This is a genomic window from Variovorax sp. 10L421 (assembly GCF_056395365.1).
The window spans coordinates 62069-78208 of record NZ_JBFTJJ010000019.1; the positions used below are offsets into that span (position 1 = coordinate 62069).

A 16140-nucleotide genomic window follows, 5' to 3' on the forward strand; every position below is an offset into this window, starting at 1 on the left:
CCCGACAGCCGGGCGTACACCCCGCACGCCAGAATGCCCGCATGACCAAAAAGACATTCCAGACCCTTCAGGATCTCGCCGCCTGCGTTGGCCAGGAGGTCGCCGTGAGCGACTGGATCACCATCACGCAGGAGCAGGTCAACCAGTTCGCCGAGGCGACGGGCGACCACCAGTGGATCCATATCGATGTCGAGCGGGCCAAGGCCGGCCCCTTCGGCGGACCGATCGCCCATGGTTTCCTCACGCTGTCGCTGCTGCCGCGCTTTTTCGAGACGGCGATCGACGTGGTCGAGTCGCGCATGGGCGTGAACTACGGCATGAACCGGGTTCGCTTCATGTCGCCGGTGCCGGTGGGCAAGAGGCTGCGCGCCCGCATGAAGCTGCTGAGTTCGGAGCCGATCGCCGACGACGGCTTCCAGATGACCTGGGAAGTCACCATCGAGCTCGAGGGCGCCGCCAAGCCGGCGTGCGTGGCCGAGTCGGTGGTGCGCCGCTACCGCTGAGGCGTCGGGCTTTTTTCGTTTCAGCCGAAGCCGTTCTGCCGCCAGGCCTCGAACACCGTCACCGCCACTGCATTCGAGAGATTCAGGCTGCGCTGGCCCTCGCGCATCGGCAGCCGCAGGCGCTGCGGCTCGGCGAAGCCGTCGCGCACGACGGGCGGCAGGCCGCTGGTCTCCGAGCCGAACACCAGCCAGTCCCCGGGCTGGAAGCGCACGTCGTGCACGGGCCGCGTGCCGCGCGTGGTGAGGGCGAACATGCGGTCGGCGGCCGGTTGCTCCGTGGCGAGCAGCGCCTGCCAGTCGGCGTGGCGCTTCACTTCGGCGTACTCGTGGTAGTCGAGCCCTGCGCGGCGCAGCAGGCGGTCGTCCATCGAAAAGCCGAGCGGCTCGACCAGGTGCAGCGTGCAGCCGGTGTTGGCGGCGAGCCGGATCACGTTGCCGGTGTTCGGCGGGATTTCGGGGTGGACCAGGACGATATGGAACATGCGCCGATTGTCGGCGGGCCGCCTCGGAGGTTCAGCGCGGCGGATCGGTCCGGGCCAGCACGACGGCCGTAATATGGGCCGCGCCCGCCAGCCGCAGCACTTCGGCGGCCGCGAACAGCGAGGCGCCGCTGGTCATCACGTCGTCCACCAGCACGAGGCGCTGGCCGCGCAGCTTCTCGGCGCGCAGCGGTTCCACGGCGAAGGCGCCGCGCAGGTTGTGCAGCCGGTCGGCGCGCGAAAGGCCGCTCTGTGCGGGCGTCTCGCGGGTGCGCAGAAGCAGGGTGGCGTCGGTCTTGGCAGGCGACAGCCGCCGCGCCAACTCGTGCGCCTGATTGAAGCCGCGTTCGCGCAACCGGCCCGGCGCCAGCGGCATCGGCAGCACGCTGTCGCAAGCCTCCAGCGCCGGCTCCACCCAGGGCGTGCTGCGCAGCAGCGTGGCGAACGGGCCGGCCCAGCCGGCCTCGCCCCGGAACTTGAATGCCGTAATGGCGTCCGGCCACGGCCATGCGTAGGTGCAGGCCGCGAGGCAGGCGTCCAGCGGCGGCGGGTGCGTCACGCAGTCGCCGCAGCGACTCACGCCTTCGGGCACGGGCAGGGCGCAACTGCAGCAGCGCGCCGTCGGCGGTGCGAAGCGGGCCACGCAGGCATCGCACACCGGGCGAGACGGCCAGGCGCGGCAGACCGCGCACTGGCTGGGCAGCCGTGCGAGCAGCGAGGTGAAAGGCATGAAAGGCCACAAGGCCCGATGGCTGGACATGGCCTCAATATACTCACGGCCCCATGGCCACCGACCCCTCACGACGACCGCCGACCATCGATGCCACGGCGGCCGCCCGCTGGCGCCAACTCGCGCCTGCCGACGGCTCCCCCTGGCTGCACGAGGAAATCGGCCGCCGGATGGAAGACCGGCTGCAATGGATCAAGGCCCAGCCCCGCACATGGGCCGACTGGGCACCGTTGCGCAGCGGCCTCGAGGCGCATGAACTCGTCGCCCGCCGCTACAAGGACGCGGCTTCCTTCGTGATCGAGCCGGAGCCCGCGCTCGCGGCCGCCACCGGCCAGGCGCTGGCCGCCCCATGGTGGAGCGCGCGCCGCTGGCAGGCCGGCAAGGCGCGCTTCGACGCGCCGCCCGAAGACGGCGTCGACCTGCTATGGGCCAACATGTCGCTGCACATGGCGGCCGACCCGGAAGCGCTGATTGCGCACTGGCACAAGCTGGTGGCGACCGACGGCTTCCTGATGTTCTCTTGCCTCGGGCCCGACACCGTGCGCGAGCTGCGCGCGCTGCATGCCCGGCTCGGCTGGCCGGCCGCGGGCCACGAGTTCACCGACATGCACGACTGGGGCGACATGCTGGTGCACGCCGGCTTCGCCGAACCGGTGATGGACATGGAGCGCATCGTGCTGACCTGGGCCACGCCCGAGGCGGCGCTGGCCGAGCTGCGCACGCTGGGCCGCAACCTGCACCCGGCGCGCTTCCCGGCGCTGCGCGGCAAGGCCTGGCACCGGTCGCTGAAGAAGGCGTTGCCCGAACTCGCCCCGGCCGAAGAGGGCGGCGGGCGCATCGCGCTGACCTTCGAGGTCATCTACGGCCACGCGTTCAAGCCGGTGCCGCGCGTGTCGCTGTCGGCCGAAAGCGCGGTGTCGCTGCGCGAGATGCGCTCGATGCTCCAGCGCGGCCGCCCGGGTGCCTGATACGGGCCTTTTTGCCTAGTTAGTAGTGACCCGTAGGCGTCCTCTACGCAACGCGGGCGCAGATATCTACCCGCTACAATCCGCCGTTGCGTGGAACCCGCGGGTATTGTCCCGCGATCGACGGGTGTCGGATCCTGTTTGTACGAAGGTGTACGAGGGATTGGGCGACCATCGACGCACCGATTTGCTGAACTCGCCCGTGTCGAATTCCGTGTTTCGATTTGCCACCGTTTCAGGCCAGAGCATCCACTGGTTCCTGAGGCGGAACTGCTCGGTGACGCCGAGCCAGCTGGGCTGGCTCTACGCCTCGCTGTGCGTGGTATCGCTCGGCACCGGCACCCTGTTCTGGCTGCACGGTGCGCCGCTGGTGCTGCCTTTTGCCTGGCTCGAGCTGGCCGCTGTCGGGTTTGCGTTCATGGTCTACGCACGGCATGCGACCGACGGCGAGAAGATCGCGCTGCAGGAGGGGCGGCTCGTCGTGGAGCTCGAGAACGGCGGGCACTACGAACGCACGGAATTTCTTCCGCACCAGGTGCGGATCGAACCGCAGACCGGCGATCGCTCGCTGATCGAGGTCTCGGGGCAGGGTCGATCGGTCAGGGTGGGGCGCTATGTACGCCCGGAGTTGCGTGCGGCTTTGGCCCGCGAGATTCGCATGGCGTTGCGTGGCGCCTGAGGGGGCTCGCGCAGTGCTGCACGGTTGGGTTGTCGATAAATTGAAGAAACGTGAACACGATGAAGAGCATTTGGCGCAATAAGTACAGGCCGGCGAATCTGTTGCTGGCGGCCGGCGCGGCTTTCAGCAGCGCGGCGCACGCAGTCAACGATCTGCCCGGCGGCCCTTCGGTTCGCCAGTTGAATCTTCCGGTCGGCGTGACCAAGATCGCGCAGGAGCAGCATCTGCTCCACACGATCATGATGATCCTGTGCACGGTCATCTTCGTCGCCGTGTTCGCGGTCATGTTCTATTCGATCTGGAAGCACCGCAAGTCGGTCGGCCACAAGGCGGCCAACTTCCATGAATCGGTGGTGGTCGAGGTCATCTGGACCATCGTGCCCTTCCTCATCGTGATCGTCATGGCGCTGCCCGCCACCAAGGTGCTGGTGGCCCAGAAGGACACCACCAACGCCGACCTCACGATCAAGACCACCGGCTATCAATGGAAGTGGGGCTACGACTACCTGAACGGCGAAGGCGAGGGCCTGGCCTTCATCTCCACGCTCGACAGCTCGCAGCGCGCGATGTCCGACGCCGGCGCCAAGGGCGCGATGCCCGACGACTACCTGCTGAAGGTCGACAACCCGCTGGTGGTGCCGGTCAACAAGAAGGTCCGCATCATCACCACCGCGAACGACGTGATCCACGCCTTCGCCGTGCCGCAGCTGGGCTTGAAGCAGGACGCGATTCCCGGCTTCGTGCGCGACACCTGGTTCCGTGCCGAGACCGTGGGCGACTACTACGGCCAGTGCCAGGAACTGTGCGGCAAGGAACACGCCTACATGCCGATCCACGTGAAGGTGGTCTCGTCGGCCGACTACACGACCTGGGTGGCCGCCAAGCGCAAGGAAGCCGCCGCCAAGCTCGACGACCCGACCAAGGTCTGGACGCTGCCCGACATGCTCGTTCGTGGCGAAAAGGTCTATGCCGCCAACTGCGCCGCTTGCCACCAGGCCAACGGCAAGGGCGCGGGCCCGATCAAGGCGCTCGACGGCGACCCGAAGGTGCTCGATGCCGACCACTCGGTACAACTGCATGTGCTGCTCAACGGCCAGAACAACGGCGCGATGCCGTCCTGGAAGCAGCTGAGCGATACCGACCTCGCGGCCGTGGCCACGTACACCAAGAACAGCTGGTCGAACAAGACCGGCCAGCTGGTGCAGCCGGCCGAAGTGCTGGCCCTGCGCGGCAAGTGATGCGACAGCGTCCCGCGACGAAGAAATTGCAAGGAACAACGAAATGAGTGCAGTCCTCGACCCCCACGGTCACGCCGCCCACGGCGACCACGCACACGACGAGCATCACGACCACCACGCGCCCACCGGCTGGCGCCGCTGGGTCTTCGCGACCAACCACAAGGACATCGGCACGCTCTACTTGCTGTTCAGCTTCACCATGCTGATGGTGGGGGGCGTGCTCGCGCTGCTGATCCGCGCCGAGCTGTTCCAGCCCGGCCTGCAATTGGTGAACCCCGAGCTGTTCAACCAGTTCACCACCATGCACGGCCTGATCATGGTGTTCGGCGCCATCATGCCGGCCTTCGTGGGCTTCGCGAACTGGATGATCCCGCTGCAGGTGGGCGCCTCCGACATGGCGTTCGCACGCATGAACAACTTCAGCTTCTGGCTGCTGATTCCCGCGGCGCTGATGCTGGTCGGTTCGTTCTTCATGCCCGGCGGCGCACCCGCTGCCGGCTGGACGCTCTACGCACCGCTCACGCTGCAGATGGGCCCCTCGATGGACGCCGGCATCTTCGCGATGCACATCATGGGCGCCTCGTCGATCATGGGCTCGATCAACATCATCGTGACCATCCTCAACATGCGCGCCCCCGGCATGACGCTGATGAAGATGCCGATGTTCTGCTGGACCTGGCTCATCACCGCCTACCTGCTGATCGCGGTGATGCCCGTGCTCGCAGGCGCCATCACGATGACGCTGACCGACCGCCACTTCGGCACCAGCTTCTTCAACCCCGCCGGCGGCGGCGACCCGGTGATGTACCAGCACATCTTCTGGTTCTTCGGCCACCCCGAGGTCTACATCATGATCTTGCCGGCCTTCGGCATCATCAGCCAGGTGGTGCCGGCCTTCGCCCGCAAGCGCCTGTTCGGCTACGCCTCGATGGTGTACGCCACCTCGTCGATCGCCATCCTGTCGTTCATCGTGTGGGCGCACCACATGTTCACGACCGGCATGCCGCTCACCGGCCAGCTGTTCTTCATGTACGCGACCATGCTCATCGCGGTGCCCACGGCGGTGAAGATCTTCAACTGGATCGCGACGATGTGGCAGGGCTCGATGACCTTCGAGACGCCCATGCTGTTCGCCGTCGGCTTCATCTTCGTGTTCACGATGGGTGGCTTCACCGGCCTGATCCTCGCGGTCGCACCGATCGACACGCAGCTGCAGGACACCTACTACGTGGTGGCCCACTTCCACTACGTGCTGGTGGCCGGCTCGCTGTTCGCCATGTTCTCGGGCTTCTACTACTGGGTGCCCAAGTGGACCGGCGTGATGTACAACGAAACGCGCGGCAAGGTGCACTTCTGGTGGTCGCTGATCTCGTTCAATGTGACCTTCTTCCCGATGCACTTCCTTGGCCTTGCCGGCATGCCGCGACGCTACGCCGACTACCCGATGCAGTTCGCAGACTTCAACGCCCTGGCGTCGGTCGGTGCCTTCTTCTTCGGTTTCGCTCAGCTGTATTTCTTCCTTTTCATCGTGCTGCCCACCATGCGCGGCAAGGGTGAGAAGGCTTTGCAGAAGCCATGGGAAGCCGCTGAAGGCCTCGAGTGGGAAGTGCCGTCGCCGGCGCCGTTCCACACCTTCGAGACCCCGCCCAAGCTCGACGCGACCGCCACCAAGGTGATCGGCTGACGGGCCGCACGACGATGACGACGCCTGAACAAAGAAAGAACAACCGACGCATGGGGCTCACGCTGGCCTCCATCGCGGTGATCTTCTTCATCGGCTTCATCGTCCGCATGGTCTTCTTCAGCGGCCGCTGACCGCCAACCGAACGGGAGCAGCACGCACCATGAGCCTCGGCCAACGCGTTCGCCGCGCCAACGTGCGCATGGTCGGCAAGCTGGCCGTCGTGGCCTGCGGCATGTTCGCCTTCGGCTATGCGCTGGTGCCGATGTACCGCGCGATCTGCGAAATGACCGGCATCAACATCCTCGCGCTCTCCGAGCTCGAGGTGCCGGGCGGTGCCAGCGGCGGCAAGAACGTGCGCGTGCCCGACAACACGCAGGTCGACATGACCCGCACCATCACGGTCGAGTTCGACTCCAACGTGCGCGGCGGCCTCTGGGACTTCAAGCCCGCGGAGCGGACCATCCAGGTGCACCCCGGCCAGCTCAACACGGTGATGTACGAATTCCAGAACGTGCAGAACCGCCGCATGGCCGCACAGGCCATCCCGAGCTACGCGCCGCAGCAGGCTGCACCCTACTTCAACAAGCTCGAGTGCTTCTGCTTCAACCAGTACACGCTCGATCCGGGCGAGAAGAAGCAGTGGCCGGTTGCGTTCGTGATCGATCCCAAGATTTCCAAGGACGTGAAGACCATCACGCTGTCGTATACCTTCTTCGAGGTGGGCGGCAAGACGCCTGCGGCACCGGTGGCCGCCGTTTCCAGGACTTCCGATGAGCCGCGCTCGTGACCGATCCCTCGTCAAACCGGCCGAAGGCTTCGCTGTGGGACACGGTGAAGGCGGTGGGCTGGTCGTTCTTCGGTGTTCGCAAGAACAGCGCCTACCAGGAAGACCTGGGCAAGCTGAATCCGCTGCACATCATCGCGGTGGCGTTCGTCGCCGTGATCGTCTTCGTGGTCGGGCTGGTGCTGCTGGTGCGCCACGTGGTCGCAGCAGCCTGACGGCGAAACCCGCGACAAGCAGAATCCATTGAATCGAGAGAAGAAAGAAAGCCAGGAGCTGATATGAGTTCAACCACCCACGGCACCACGCCCTACTACTTCGTGCCCGGACCATCGGCGTATCCGGTTTCGGCCGCGATCGGCCTGTTCTTCGTGATCCTGGGCGCCGCGCAATGGATCAACGGCCACGAGTGGGGCGCATGGTCCCTGCTGGCCGGCATGGTGGTCTGGCTCGGCACGCTGTTCGTGTGGTTCCGCGCCGCCATCGGCGAAAGCGAGAGCGGCCAGTACGGCCACAAGGTCGACCTCTCGTTCCGCTGGAGCATGAGCTGGTTCATCTTCTCGGAAGTGATGTTCTTCGGCGCGTTCTTCACGGCGCTTTGGTGGGCCCGCACCCACGCGCTGCCGTCGCTCGGCGGCCTGGACAACGCGATCCTCTGGCCCGACTTCAAGGCCGTGTGGCCCAGTGCCGCCGCCGGCGCCACCGGCTCGCCGGCCGGCATCGTCGAGCCCTTCCAGACCGTCGGCCCGTTCTGGCTGCCGACGATCAACACCGCGCTGCTGCTGAGTTCGGGCGTGACGCTCACCATTGCCCACCACGCATTGCGTGCCGGCCACCGCGCACAGACGATCCGCTTCATGTGGCTTACCGTGCTGCTCGGCCTGATCTTCCTGAGTGTGCAGGGCTACGAGTACCACCACCTGTACACCGAGCTGAACCTCAAGCTCAGCTCGGGCACCTACGGTTCGACCTTCTTCATGCTGACCGGCTTCCACGGCCTGCACGTGTTCATCGGCATGCTGATGCTGCTGTTCATCACGCTGCGCCTGCGCAAGGGCCACTTCACGCCGGAACGTCACTTCGGCTTCGAGGGCGCGGCCTGGTACTGGCACTTCGTGGACGTGGTCTGGCTCGGCCTCTACATGCTGGTCTATTGGCTTTGAGCGAAGAACCTCGTCCCGGCATTCCAGAAAAAAGGCGCCGCAAGGCGCCTTTTTCATGGTTCTCGTGGAACGAGCACCATCTACTTGCCGACTGGGAGCCCGGTGGGCTGGATGTAGCCGAGTTTCCAGGCCAGCAGCAGGCAGAGGAACAAAAACACCGAAAGGCCGATCCGAACGGTGAGCGCGCGCGCCATGCCGCCGCTCTTGGCGCGCCCATTGCGCCCGTCCTTCAGCATGAAGAACAGGGCAAACGCGAGGCTCGCGAAGATGCCCAGGAACACCAGGGCGACGAAATATTTCATGACCCACATTATCGGCCGCACGCCCCGTTCCCTCCAGTGACTCCTGAACCCCTGTATTCCGAAGACCGGCGCCGGCCGGGCCGTTTCTGGCTCATCACCATCGCTGCCGTGCTGACGGTGGCAGCCACCGTTTCACTGGGCCGCTGGCAGTTGTCGCGCGCCGCGCAGAAAGAAGCGCTGCAGGCCGACATCGAGGCCCAGAAGCTGAAGCCGGCGCTGACTCAGGCCGAGTTCCTGGCGATGGAGAAGCCCTCCTACGCGATGCATCGCCCGGTGCGCCTGCGCGGCCTGTGGCTGACGCCGCAGACCGTATTTCTCGACAACCGCCAGATGCACGGCACGCCAGGCTTCTACGTGCTGACGCCCTTCGCCCTGGAAGGCACCGAACAGACGGTGATGGTGCAACGCGGCTGGATCCAGCGAAATTTCGTCGACCGCACGCGGCTGGGCGCGGTCGAGACGCCCGCCGGCATCGTCGAGGTCACGGGCCTGGTCGAGCCGCCGCCGAGCCATCTGCTGGAATTGGGCACCCCCGCATCCGCATCCGCACCGGCCGCGGCTGCTTCGGCGCCTGCCCCGGCGGCCTCCGCACCGGCCGCTCCGGCATCGGCCGCCGAGGGGTATTCGCCCATCCGGCAAAATCTCGACCTGGAAGCCTTCCGCGCCGAAACCAAGCTGCCGCTGCGCACCGACGTGTCGCTGCAACAGAGCGGACCGGCCTCCGAGGGCCTGCAGCGCGACTGGCCGGCCCCGGCGCTGGGCCTGGAGAGGCACTACGGTTACGCATTCCAGTGGTTCGGCCTGTCGGCCCTCGTCGTCATCCTCTATGTCTGGTTCCAATTCATCACACCCCTCCGCCGCTCGAGGCGCCGCGCGCGCGATGGCCGCTTCTGACGAGCCGCTGGGCCTGACGGTGCATTCGATGCCGTCGCCCAACCAGGCGCTCGACGGCGCGGAAGGCCGGCGCACGGTCATGGGGCGCTGGAAGATGATCGCCGTGATGCTGATGTGCGCGGCGCCCGTCATTGCCTCGTACTTCACCTACTACGTGATCCGGCCCGAAGGCCGCAGCGTCTACGGCGAACTGGTCGAGCCGCAGCGCGAGCTGCCGAAGCTGACGGCCACCGACCGCAATGGTGCGCCGGTGGACATCGCCACGCTCAAGGGCCAGTGGCTGCTGGTGGCCGTGGCCGATGCAGCCTGCGATGCGCTTTGCGAGCAGCAGCTCTACCTGCAGCGCCAGCTGCGCGAGAGCCTGGGCCGCGAGAAAGACCGCATGGACCGTGTCTGGCTCGTGAGCGACGCCGCGCCCGTGCCCGAGCGCCTGAACAACGGCCTGCATGGCGCGACGGTGCTGCGCGTGCCGGCCGACCAGCTGGCCAAGTGGCTTGCTCCCATGCCGGGCCACTCGCTGGCCGAACACCTCTACGTGGTCGATCCGATGGGCAACTGGATGATGCGGTTCCCCGCCCGCATGGACGCGGCCGGTGCCAGCCGCGCCAAGCGCGACCTCGACCGCCTGCTGCGCGCCTCGGCGTCGTGGGACGAACCGGGCCGCTGACCGCCTCCGACTTGCCCATGGACACGACCACCTCGCTCTACGATCTGACGCCCATCGCCTGGCTCATGGCCGCGGGCGTCCTGATCGCGCTTGGCCCGCTGGTGTGGGTCTGGCGGCGCAACGCGGGTGCAGGCCCGGCGCGGCGGCTGCATGCGCTGACCGTGCTCACGCTGTTCCTCACCTTCGATCTCACGCTGTTCGGCGCCTTCACGCGGCTCACCGACTCCGGCCTGGGCTGCCCCGATTGGCCCGGCTGCTACGGCAACGCCAGCCCGGCCGGCGCGCGCCATGAGATCGCGATGGCGCAGGCCGCGCAGCCGACCGGCCCCGTCACGCACAGCAAGGCATGGGTGGAGATGGTCCACCGCTATCTGGCAACGGGTGTCGGCGTGCTGATCCTCACGCTCGCGGGTGCCACCTGGATCGCGCGCCGCCGCCAGCGCCGCGCGCCGCCGCCGTCGAAAGACGGCGAGCACCACGCCACGCTCAGCGCGTGGTGGCCGGCATTTACCCTGGTTTGGGTCTGCCTGCAGGGCGCCTTCGGCGCACTCACAGTGACTTGGAAGCTCTTCCCCGCCATCGTCACGCTGCATCTGCTCGGTGCCGTGGTGTTGCTGGCGCTGCTCTGCATCCAGGCCGTGCACTACCGGCAGACGGCTGCGCAGCGGCTGCCCACCGCCGTAGCGCCTGCACTGCGCAACGGGCTCATTGCGACCACCGTGCTGCTGGGGCTTCAGATCGCGCTCGGCGGCTGGGTCAGCACCAACTATGCGGTGCTGGCCTGCACGCAGTTCCCCATCTGCCAGGACAGCTGGTGGCCGGCCATGAACTTCGCGCAGGGCTTCGAGATCTGGCGCCATCTCGGTGTGACCGGCGAGGGCCAGCCGCTCGATTTTTCCGCGCTCACCGCCATCCACTATGCGCATCGGTTGATGGCCTATGCGGTGTTCGTCGCGCTCGGCGTGCTCGCATGGCACCTGCGCCGCATCGCGGCGTTGCGTCCGCAGGCGCGCTGGCTCGCGGGGCTGGCGCTGCTTCAGCTCGCCACGGGTCTTGGCAACGTGCTGCTGGGCTGGCCGCTGGCCGCGGCGGTGCTGCACACCGGCGGCGCCGCTGCGCTCGCCGTGGTGCTCACCTGGGCGCTGTGCGAGAGCCGGCGCGATCCCGCGGCGCTGATCGTGCGTGCCGGTGACAATGCGTCCGCCAACAACAATAGCCAGAGGAAGGCCGCCGCGTGAGCACCCCGATCCCCGTTCAGCAAACCAGCACCGCGAACGTGCTGCGCCAGTTCTACGCGCTGACCAAGCCGCGCGTGGTGCAGCTGATCGTGTTCTGCGCGCTGATCGGCATGGTGCTGGCCGTCCCCGGTCTGCCTTCGTGGGCCGACGTGCAGCGCGCGGTGCTGGCCTGCATCGGCATCTGGCTGGTGGCCGGTGCCGCTGCCGCGTTCAATTGCCTCGTCGAGAAGGGCATCGACGCCAAGATGAAGCGCACCGCGTGGCGTCCCACGGCGCGCGGCGAACTCAGCAACAGGCAGGCGCTGGTTTTCTCGGCGCTGCTGTGCGCGGCGGGTTCGGCGCTGCTGTGGTTCACGGTCAATCCGCTCACCATGTGGCTCACCTTCGCCACCTTCGTCGGCTACGCGGTGATCTACACCGTGATCCTCAAGCCGCTGACGCCACAGAACATCGTGATCGGCGGCGCGTCGGGCGCGATGCCGCCGGTGCTGGGCTGGGCCGCGATGACGGGCTCCCTGGACCCCGGGGCCTGGATTCTTTTCCTCATCATCTTCCTGTGGACGCCGCCACACTTCTGGGCGCTGGCGYTCTACCGCGTGGAGGACTACCGCAAGGCCGGCCTGCCGATGCTGCCGGTCACGCATGGCAACGAGTTCACGCGGCTGCAGGTGCTGCTGTACACCTTCATTCTGTTCGCGGCCTGCATGATGCCCTTCATCTACGGCATGAGCGGCTGGCTCTACCTGGCGGTGGCCGTCGCGGTGAGCGCCGGCTTCACCGGTTATGCGTTCGCGTTGTGGCGCAACTATTCCGACGCGCTGGCGCGCAAGACCTTCCGCTTCTCGCTGATCCACCTGAGCGTGCTGTTCCTGGCGCTGCTCGTCGATCACTACCTTCACTGACCAAGTCTTCATGAACAAGCGCAACGCTCTTCGACTGATGGCCACGGGCGCCGGCTGGGTGGGCGTGGCCGCTGCCCTGGGCCTGGGCCTTGCGGGCTGCGGCGAGGCCCGGCAGAACTTCAACGCCGTCGACATCACAGGCGCGGACTACGCCAAGGACTTCTCGCTGAAGGACGCCGACGGCAAGGTCCGCACCATGGCCGACTTCAAGGGCAAGGTGGTCGTGCTGTTCTTCGGCTATGCGCAATGCCCCGACGTCTGCCCGACCACCATGACCGAGATGGCGCAGGTCAAGCAGCAGCTCGGCAAGGACGGCGACAGGCTGCAGGTGCTGTTCGTCACGGTCGATCCGGCGCGCGACACGGCAGAGGTGCTCAAGGCCTACATGGGCGCGTTCGACCCGAGCTTCGTCGCGCTGATCCCCACGCCCGACGAGCTGGCCGCTGTCGCGAAGGACTACAAGGTCTACTACAAGAAGGTCGACGGCAAGACGCCCACCAGCTATTCGATGGACCACTCGGCCGCCAGCTATGTCTACGACACGCAGGGGCGGCTGCGGCTCTATGCGCGTTATGGCGCGGGCGTGCCGTCGATGGTGTCGGACCTGAAGACGCTGCTGGCTTCCTGAGGAAGACCGCTTGTTGGCCGCCGTGGACTCGGTCGAGCACCTGAAAGGGCGCAAGGGCGCCTTCCGCATCGCGCTGATCCCGCCCGAGGTGCTCAGCGCACTCAACGACGGGCTGCTCGAAACCGTCAACCTCAACGAATTCATGGCGCTGGAGCTGCCCCGGCTGGCGCGCAGCGTGGCGGGGCACATCGGGCTCGACGCGCAGGGCGAGCGGCTGGTCGACACACTCGCGATGCTGAGCGCTTTCAAGCCCATGCAGCGGCACGGGCACATCGCGCGTGCGCTCTACGACATGGCGGCACTGCACGGCGAGCGTGACGCTGTCGCGCACCGGCTGGCCACGCACGCGAGCGACGTGGCCCGCTGCTGGGCCGCGCAATGGGTCGCGTTGTCGGGCCTGCCGCTGGCGGCGCAGCTGGAGGCGGTGCGCCGCTTCGCCGCCGATCCGCATTTCGGCGTGCGCGAGATCGCCTGGATGGCGGTGCGCGACGAGGTCATCGCGTCGCTCGACGAAGCGCTTGCGCTGCTGCAGCCGTGGGTCTCCGATGCCGACCCCAACATCCGCCGCTTTGCGAGCGAACTCACGCGGCCGCGCGGCGTGTGGTGCGCGCAGATCGATGCGCTCAAGACCGAGCCGTGGCGGGCCTTGCCGCTGATCGAGCCGCTGCGCGCCGACTCCAGCCGCTACGTGCAGAACTCGGTCGCCAACTGGCTCAACGACGCAAGCAAGAGCCAGGGCGAGTGGGTCGACAAGCTCTGCGCGCGGTGGGTGGCAGAGTCGGACACGGCCGAAACCCGCTACATCGCGAAGCGGGCGCTGCGAACGCTCTCCAAATGAAGAAAGCCCGGGAATGCCGGGCTTTCTTCTGAAGGGACAAGGCTTACGCGTAGTCCGCGAGCGCCTTCTTCATCTTCTTCATGGCCGCGACCTCGATCTGGCGGATGCGCTCGGCACTCACGCCGTACACCGCGGCCAGGTCGTGCAGCGTCATGCCGCCCGAGCCGTCGTCGTTGACCTTGAGCCAGCGCTCTTCCACGATGCGGCGGCTGCGGTCGTCCAGCGCTTCGAGTGCGGTGGCGATGCCGTCGCTCGACAGGCGGTCGCGCTGCTGCGATTCGAGCAGTGCGGTGGGTTCCTGCGTGGCGTCGGCCAAATAGGCGATCGGGCCGAAGGCTTCGTCGCCGTCGTCGGAGGGGCCCGGATCGAGCATGACGTCGCCGCCCGACAGGCGGGTTTCCATCTCGAGCACTTCCTCGGGCTTGACGTTCAGCCGGGTCGCCATCTGCGACACCTCGTCGGGGCTCAGCGTCTCGCGGTGCGTGCCGTTGTCGGCCGCGGCCGAGTCGGCCTTGAAGCCTTGCTTCATCGAGCGCAGGTTGAAGAACAGCTTGCGCTGGGCCTTGGTCGTCGCGACCTTGACCATGCGCCAGTTCTTCAGGATGTACTCGTGGATCTCGGCCTTGATCCAGTGCATGGCGTAGCTCACGAGCCGGACGCCCTGGTCGGGGTCGAAGCGCTTCACGGCCTTCATGAGGCCGACGTTGCCTTCCTGGATCAGGTCGCCGTGCGGCARCCCGTAGCCCAGGTACTGGCGGGAAATGGACACCACGAGGCGCAGATGCGACAGCACCAGCGCGCCGGCGGATTCGAGGTCGTTGTGGTCGCGCAGCTTGCGTGCGAAGCCCTGCTCTTCTTCAAGCGTGAGCAGCGGCAGGCGGTTGGCGGCCGAAATGTAGGCGTCCAGGTTGCCCAGCGGGGGAACCATCGACCATGGGTTGGCGACGGCCAGCTGGTTGGCAGAGACTCCAGACAGCGTTGTCATCAGGGAAACTCCTTTGTGTGGGCCATATTAGCACTCGATTAGAGGGAGTGCTAAACCAAGGGTTCCCTTGAATTTCTATCGTCGTGATAGACCAGGGCTACCAGCGTACCCCCAGCTTTAGGAAAAGCTTGGACAGCACGAACAACGGTCCGACCCAGAGATATTGGAGGTCTTCGAAGAACGAAGGTTTCTTGCCCTCGATCTTGTGGCCCACGAACTGGAAGATCCAGGCCACCACAAAGATAGCGGCTGAAATCGGCAATGCAAGTCCGCCCATCGCATGCACCAGCGCCAAGGCCAGTGCGGTCAGGGCGAGCATGGCCAGCAGGAAGGCCGGCGAGCGCAGCAAGGCGTAGTAGACGAGGCTGGCGGCCACGAAACCGTAGGCCACCCAGGGATGGAGCGCGAACAGCAAGCCGACGATGCTCAGCATGATGGCCGGGATGGCCACGAAATGGATCAGTTCGTTGGTCGGATGGCGGTGGCTCTCCTCGTAATGGGCGAGCAGCCGGTCGACCTTGCGGTCGCTCGATCCAAGGGGGGCGGCGGCGGTGTGCGTCATGGCGGGTCTCCGGGACGCCGTGGGATGCGGCGAGATATTCGATGGTGCCCACGGCAAAGCCCGATGGCAAGGCGCCCGCCATGAAATTGCTATAAAAAATGTAGCGCCAAGGACAACGGCTGCCGTGCACGCCGTGACTTTGTGCACTGTCGCCAAAAGGCCCCGTCGCTAAGATCGGCACGTGCCGTCCTTCGACTCTCCATCCGCATCTCTGTCACCGGCCGCGGAGGCCGGCGCCTCCACCCGTGCACCCGGGGCGATCCTTGTCGTGGACGACCACGACCTGCTGCGTCTGGGCGTCTGCGCGCTGGTGCAGGCGCAGGCTGCCTCGTCCGGCGCGAGCATCGAAGTCTTCGAGGCTGCCAACGCTGCCGATGCGATCGCGCTGTACGAAACCCACCAGGCCTCCATCGGCCTGGTGCTGCTCGATCTCGCGTTGCCCGACACGCACGGCCTGAGCGGGCTGGCGGAGTTCCGCCGGCGCTTTCCGGCCGCGCGCATCGTGGTGCTCTCGGGCACCGGCAGCAGCGCGCTGGCGCAGGGCGTGCTCGCGCTGGGCGCCGCCGCCTTCCTGCCGAAGTCGGCCGACCTGAAGGAGGTGGTGAGCTTCATCCGCGCCTGTGGCCTGCTCGATCCAGCTTCGCCCGACGCGGCGGAACTGCCGCCCCCGCCAATGCCCAAATCGCTCGCCGGTTATGCGGAATTCGCGCACGCCAGCGCCTGGCGGGAGCTCACGCCGCGGCAGATGCAGGTGCTGCAATGGGTGCTCGAAGGCAAGGCCAACAAGGAAATCGCACAGCTCGCAAACCTGAGCGAGGGCACGGTGAAGAACCATGTCTCCACCATCCTGCTGCTGTTCGGCATGCGTTCCCGCGCCCAGTTGATCAGCACCCTGCATTAAG

Annotated in this window: 21 protein-coding genes; 16 read left to right on the forward strand and 5 right to left on the reverse strand. The window is 66.7% G+C overall.

Annotation, left to right across the window (positions count from 1 at the left end; genetic code table 11):
* The first annotated feature begins 41 nt into the window (after nt 1–41).
* Complete coding sequence (locus AC1DFC_RS21840) at nt 42–503, forward strand: MaoC family dehydratase (RefSeq protein ID WP_007836376.1); 462 nt, start codon at nt 42–44, stop codon at nt 501–503.
* 20 nt (nt 504–523) lie between these two features.
* Here AC1DFC_RS21840 and trmL read toward each other — a convergent pair whose 3' ends face one another.
* Together trmL and AC1DFC_RS21850 are read right to left on the reverse strand one after the other, a co-directional pair.
* A complete protein-coding gene (gene trmL / locus AC1DFC_RS21845; protein WP_007836375.1) occupies nt 524–985 on the reverse strand; it encodes a tRNA (uridine(34)/cytosine(34)/5-carboxymethylaminomethyluridine(34)-2'-O)-methyltransferase TrmL in 462 nt (153 codons plus the stop codon).
* A 31-nt stretch (nt 986–1016) separates the two neighbouring features.
* A complete protein-coding gene (locus tag AC1DFC_RS21850; RefSeq protein WP_478179986.1) occupies nt 1017–1712 on the reverse strand; it encodes a phosphoribosyltransferase family protein in 696 nt (231 codons plus the stop codon).
* A 53-nt stretch (nt 1713–1765) separates the two neighbouring features.
* Here AC1DFC_RS21850 and AC1DFC_RS21855 point away from each other — a divergent pair, with 53 nt between their 5' ends.
* The 8 genes from AC1DFC_RS21855 (at nt 1766) to AC1DFC_RS21890 (ending at nt 8222) form a co-directional block, all read left to right on the forward strand.
* Nucleotides 1766–2680: a class I SAM-dependent methyltransferase gene (locus AC1DFC_RS21855; protein WP_478179987.1), complete on the forward strand. Its 915-nt coding sequence runs from the start codon at nt 1766–1768 to the stop codon at nt 2678–2680.
* 199 nt (nt 2681–2879) lie between these two features.
* On the forward strand, nt 2880–3356 hold the full coding sequence (locus AC1DFC_RS21860; RefSeq protein ID WP_042673895.1) for a DUF2244 domain-containing protein: 477 nt from the start codon (nt 2880–2882) through the stop codon (nt 3354–3356).
* A 59-nt stretch (nt 3357–3415) separates the two neighbouring features.
* Nucleotides 3416–4594: a cytochrome c oxidase subunit II gene (gene coxB / locus AC1DFC_RS21865; RefSeq protein ID WP_007836364.1), complete on the forward strand. Its 1179-nt coding sequence runs from the start codon at nt 3416–3418 to the stop codon at nt 4592–4594.
* A gap of 43 nt (nt 4595–4637) precedes the next feature.
* Complete coding sequence (ctaD, locus tag AC1DFC_RS21870; RefSeq protein ID WP_478179988.1) at nt 4638–6278, forward strand: cytochrome c oxidase subunit I; 1641 nt, start codon at nt 4638–4640, stop codon at nt 6276–6278.
* Nucleotides 6279–6292: 14 nt separating this feature from the next.
* On the forward strand, nt 6293–6409 hold the full coding sequence (locus AC1DFC_RS21875; RefSeq protein ID WP_007836360.1) for a cytochrome oxidase small assembly protein: 117 nt from the start codon (nt 6293–6295) through the stop codon (nt 6407–6409).
* Between the two features lie 29 nt (nt 6410–6438).
* On the forward strand, nt 6439–7065 hold the full coding sequence (locus AC1DFC_RS21880; protein WP_478179989.1) for a cytochrome c oxidase assembly protein: 627 nt from the start codon (nt 6439–6441) through the stop codon (nt 7063–7065).
* Nucleotides 7062–7277: a DUF2970 domain-containing protein gene (locus AC1DFC_RS21885; protein ID WP_007836356.1), complete on the forward strand. Its 216-nt coding sequence runs from the start codon at nt 7062–7064 to the stop codon at nt 7275–7277. Before AC1DFC_RS21880 ends, AC1DFC_RS21885 begins: the two co-directional genes overlap by 4 nt.
* 63 nt (nt 7278–7340) lie before the next feature.
* Nucleotides 7341–8222 (forward strand): cytochrome c oxidase subunit 3, encoded by an 882-nt coding sequence (locus AC1DFC_RS21890; RefSeq protein WP_007836354.1) that lies wholly within the window; start codon nt 7341–7343, stop codon nt 8220–8222.
* 80 nt (nt 8223–8302) lie between these two features.
* On the opposite strand, the gene AC1DFC_RS21895 is transcribed toward AC1DFC_RS21890, so the two are convergent.
* Nucleotides 8303–8533, reverse strand: coding sequence for a twin transmembrane helix small protein (locus tag AC1DFC_RS21895; protein WP_007836352.1), 231 nt, complete (start codon nt 8531–8533; stop codon nt 8303–8305).
* Nucleotides 8534–8560: 27 nt separating this feature from the next.
* Between AC1DFC_RS21895 and AC1DFC_RS21900 the strand changes: the two genes are divergently transcribed.
* The 6 genes from AC1DFC_RS21900 to AC1DFC_RS21925 are packed head-to-tail and all read left to right on the forward strand — an operon-like array spanning nt 8561 to nt 13691.
* Nucleotides 8561–9418, forward strand: a complete 858-nt coding sequence (locus AC1DFC_RS21900; RefSeq protein ID WP_478179990.1) for an SURF1 family protein — start codon at nt 8561–8563, stop codon at nt 9416–9418.
* On the forward strand, nt 9405–10085 hold the full coding sequence (locus tag AC1DFC_RS21905) for a hypothetical protein (protein WP_007836347.1): 681 nt from the start codon (nt 9405–9407) through the stop codon (nt 10083–10085). Before AC1DFC_RS21900 ends, AC1DFC_RS21905 begins: the two co-directional genes overlap by 14 nt.
* 17 nt (nt 10086–10102) lie before the next feature.
* Nucleotides 10103–11323, forward strand: coding sequence for a COX15/CtaA family protein (locus tag AC1DFC_RS21910; RefSeq protein WP_007836346.1), 1221 nt, complete (start codon nt 10103–10105; stop codon nt 11321–11323).
* Complete coding sequence (gene cyoE, locus AC1DFC_RS21915) at nt 11320–12225, forward strand: heme o synthase (RefSeq protein ID WP_478179991.1); 906 nt, start codon at nt 11320–11322, stop codon at nt 12223–12225. The genes AC1DFC_RS21910 and cyoE overlap by 4 nt, the downstream gene beginning before the upstream one ends.
* A 10-nt stretch (nt 12226–12235) precedes the next feature.
* Nucleotides 12236–12853, forward strand: a complete 618-nt coding sequence (locus AC1DFC_RS21920; RefSeq protein WP_007836335.1) for an SCO family protein — start codon at nt 12236–12238, stop codon at nt 12851–12853.
* 10 nt (nt 12854–12863) lie between these two features.
* A complete protein-coding gene (locus AC1DFC_RS21925) occupies nt 12864–13691 on the forward strand; it encodes a DNA alkylation repair protein (RefSeq protein ID WP_237726142.1) in 828 nt (275 codons plus the stop codon).
* Nucleotides 13692–13734: 43 nt separating this feature from the next.
* On the opposite strand, the gene rpoH is transcribed toward AC1DFC_RS21925, so the two are convergent.
* Both rpoH and AC1DFC_RS21935 read right to left on the reverse strand, forming a co-directional pair.
* Nucleotides 13735–14676: an RNA polymerase sigma factor RpoH gene (rpoH, locus tag AC1DFC_RS21930; protein ID WP_007836332.1), complete on the reverse strand. Its 942-nt coding sequence runs from the start codon at nt 14674–14676 to the stop codon at nt 13735–13737.
* 97 nt (nt 14677–14773) lie between these two features.
* Nucleotides 14774–15238 carry an Mpo1 family 2-hydroxy fatty acid dioxygenase gene (locus AC1DFC_RS21935; RefSeq protein WP_007836331.1) on the reverse strand — a complete coding sequence of 155 codons (465 nt, stop codon included), beginning with the start codon at nt 15236–15238 and terminating at the stop codon, nt 14774–14776.
* Nucleotides 15239–15419: 181 nt separating this feature from the next.
* Here AC1DFC_RS21935 and AC1DFC_RS21940 point away from each other — a divergent pair, with 181 nt between their 5' ends.
* Nucleotides 15420–16139, forward strand: a complete 720-nt coding sequence (locus tag AC1DFC_RS21940) for a response regulator transcription factor (RefSeq protein WP_007836328.1) — start codon at nt 15420–15422, stop codon at nt 16137–16139.
* Nucleotide 16140 lies beyond the last annotated feature (1 nt).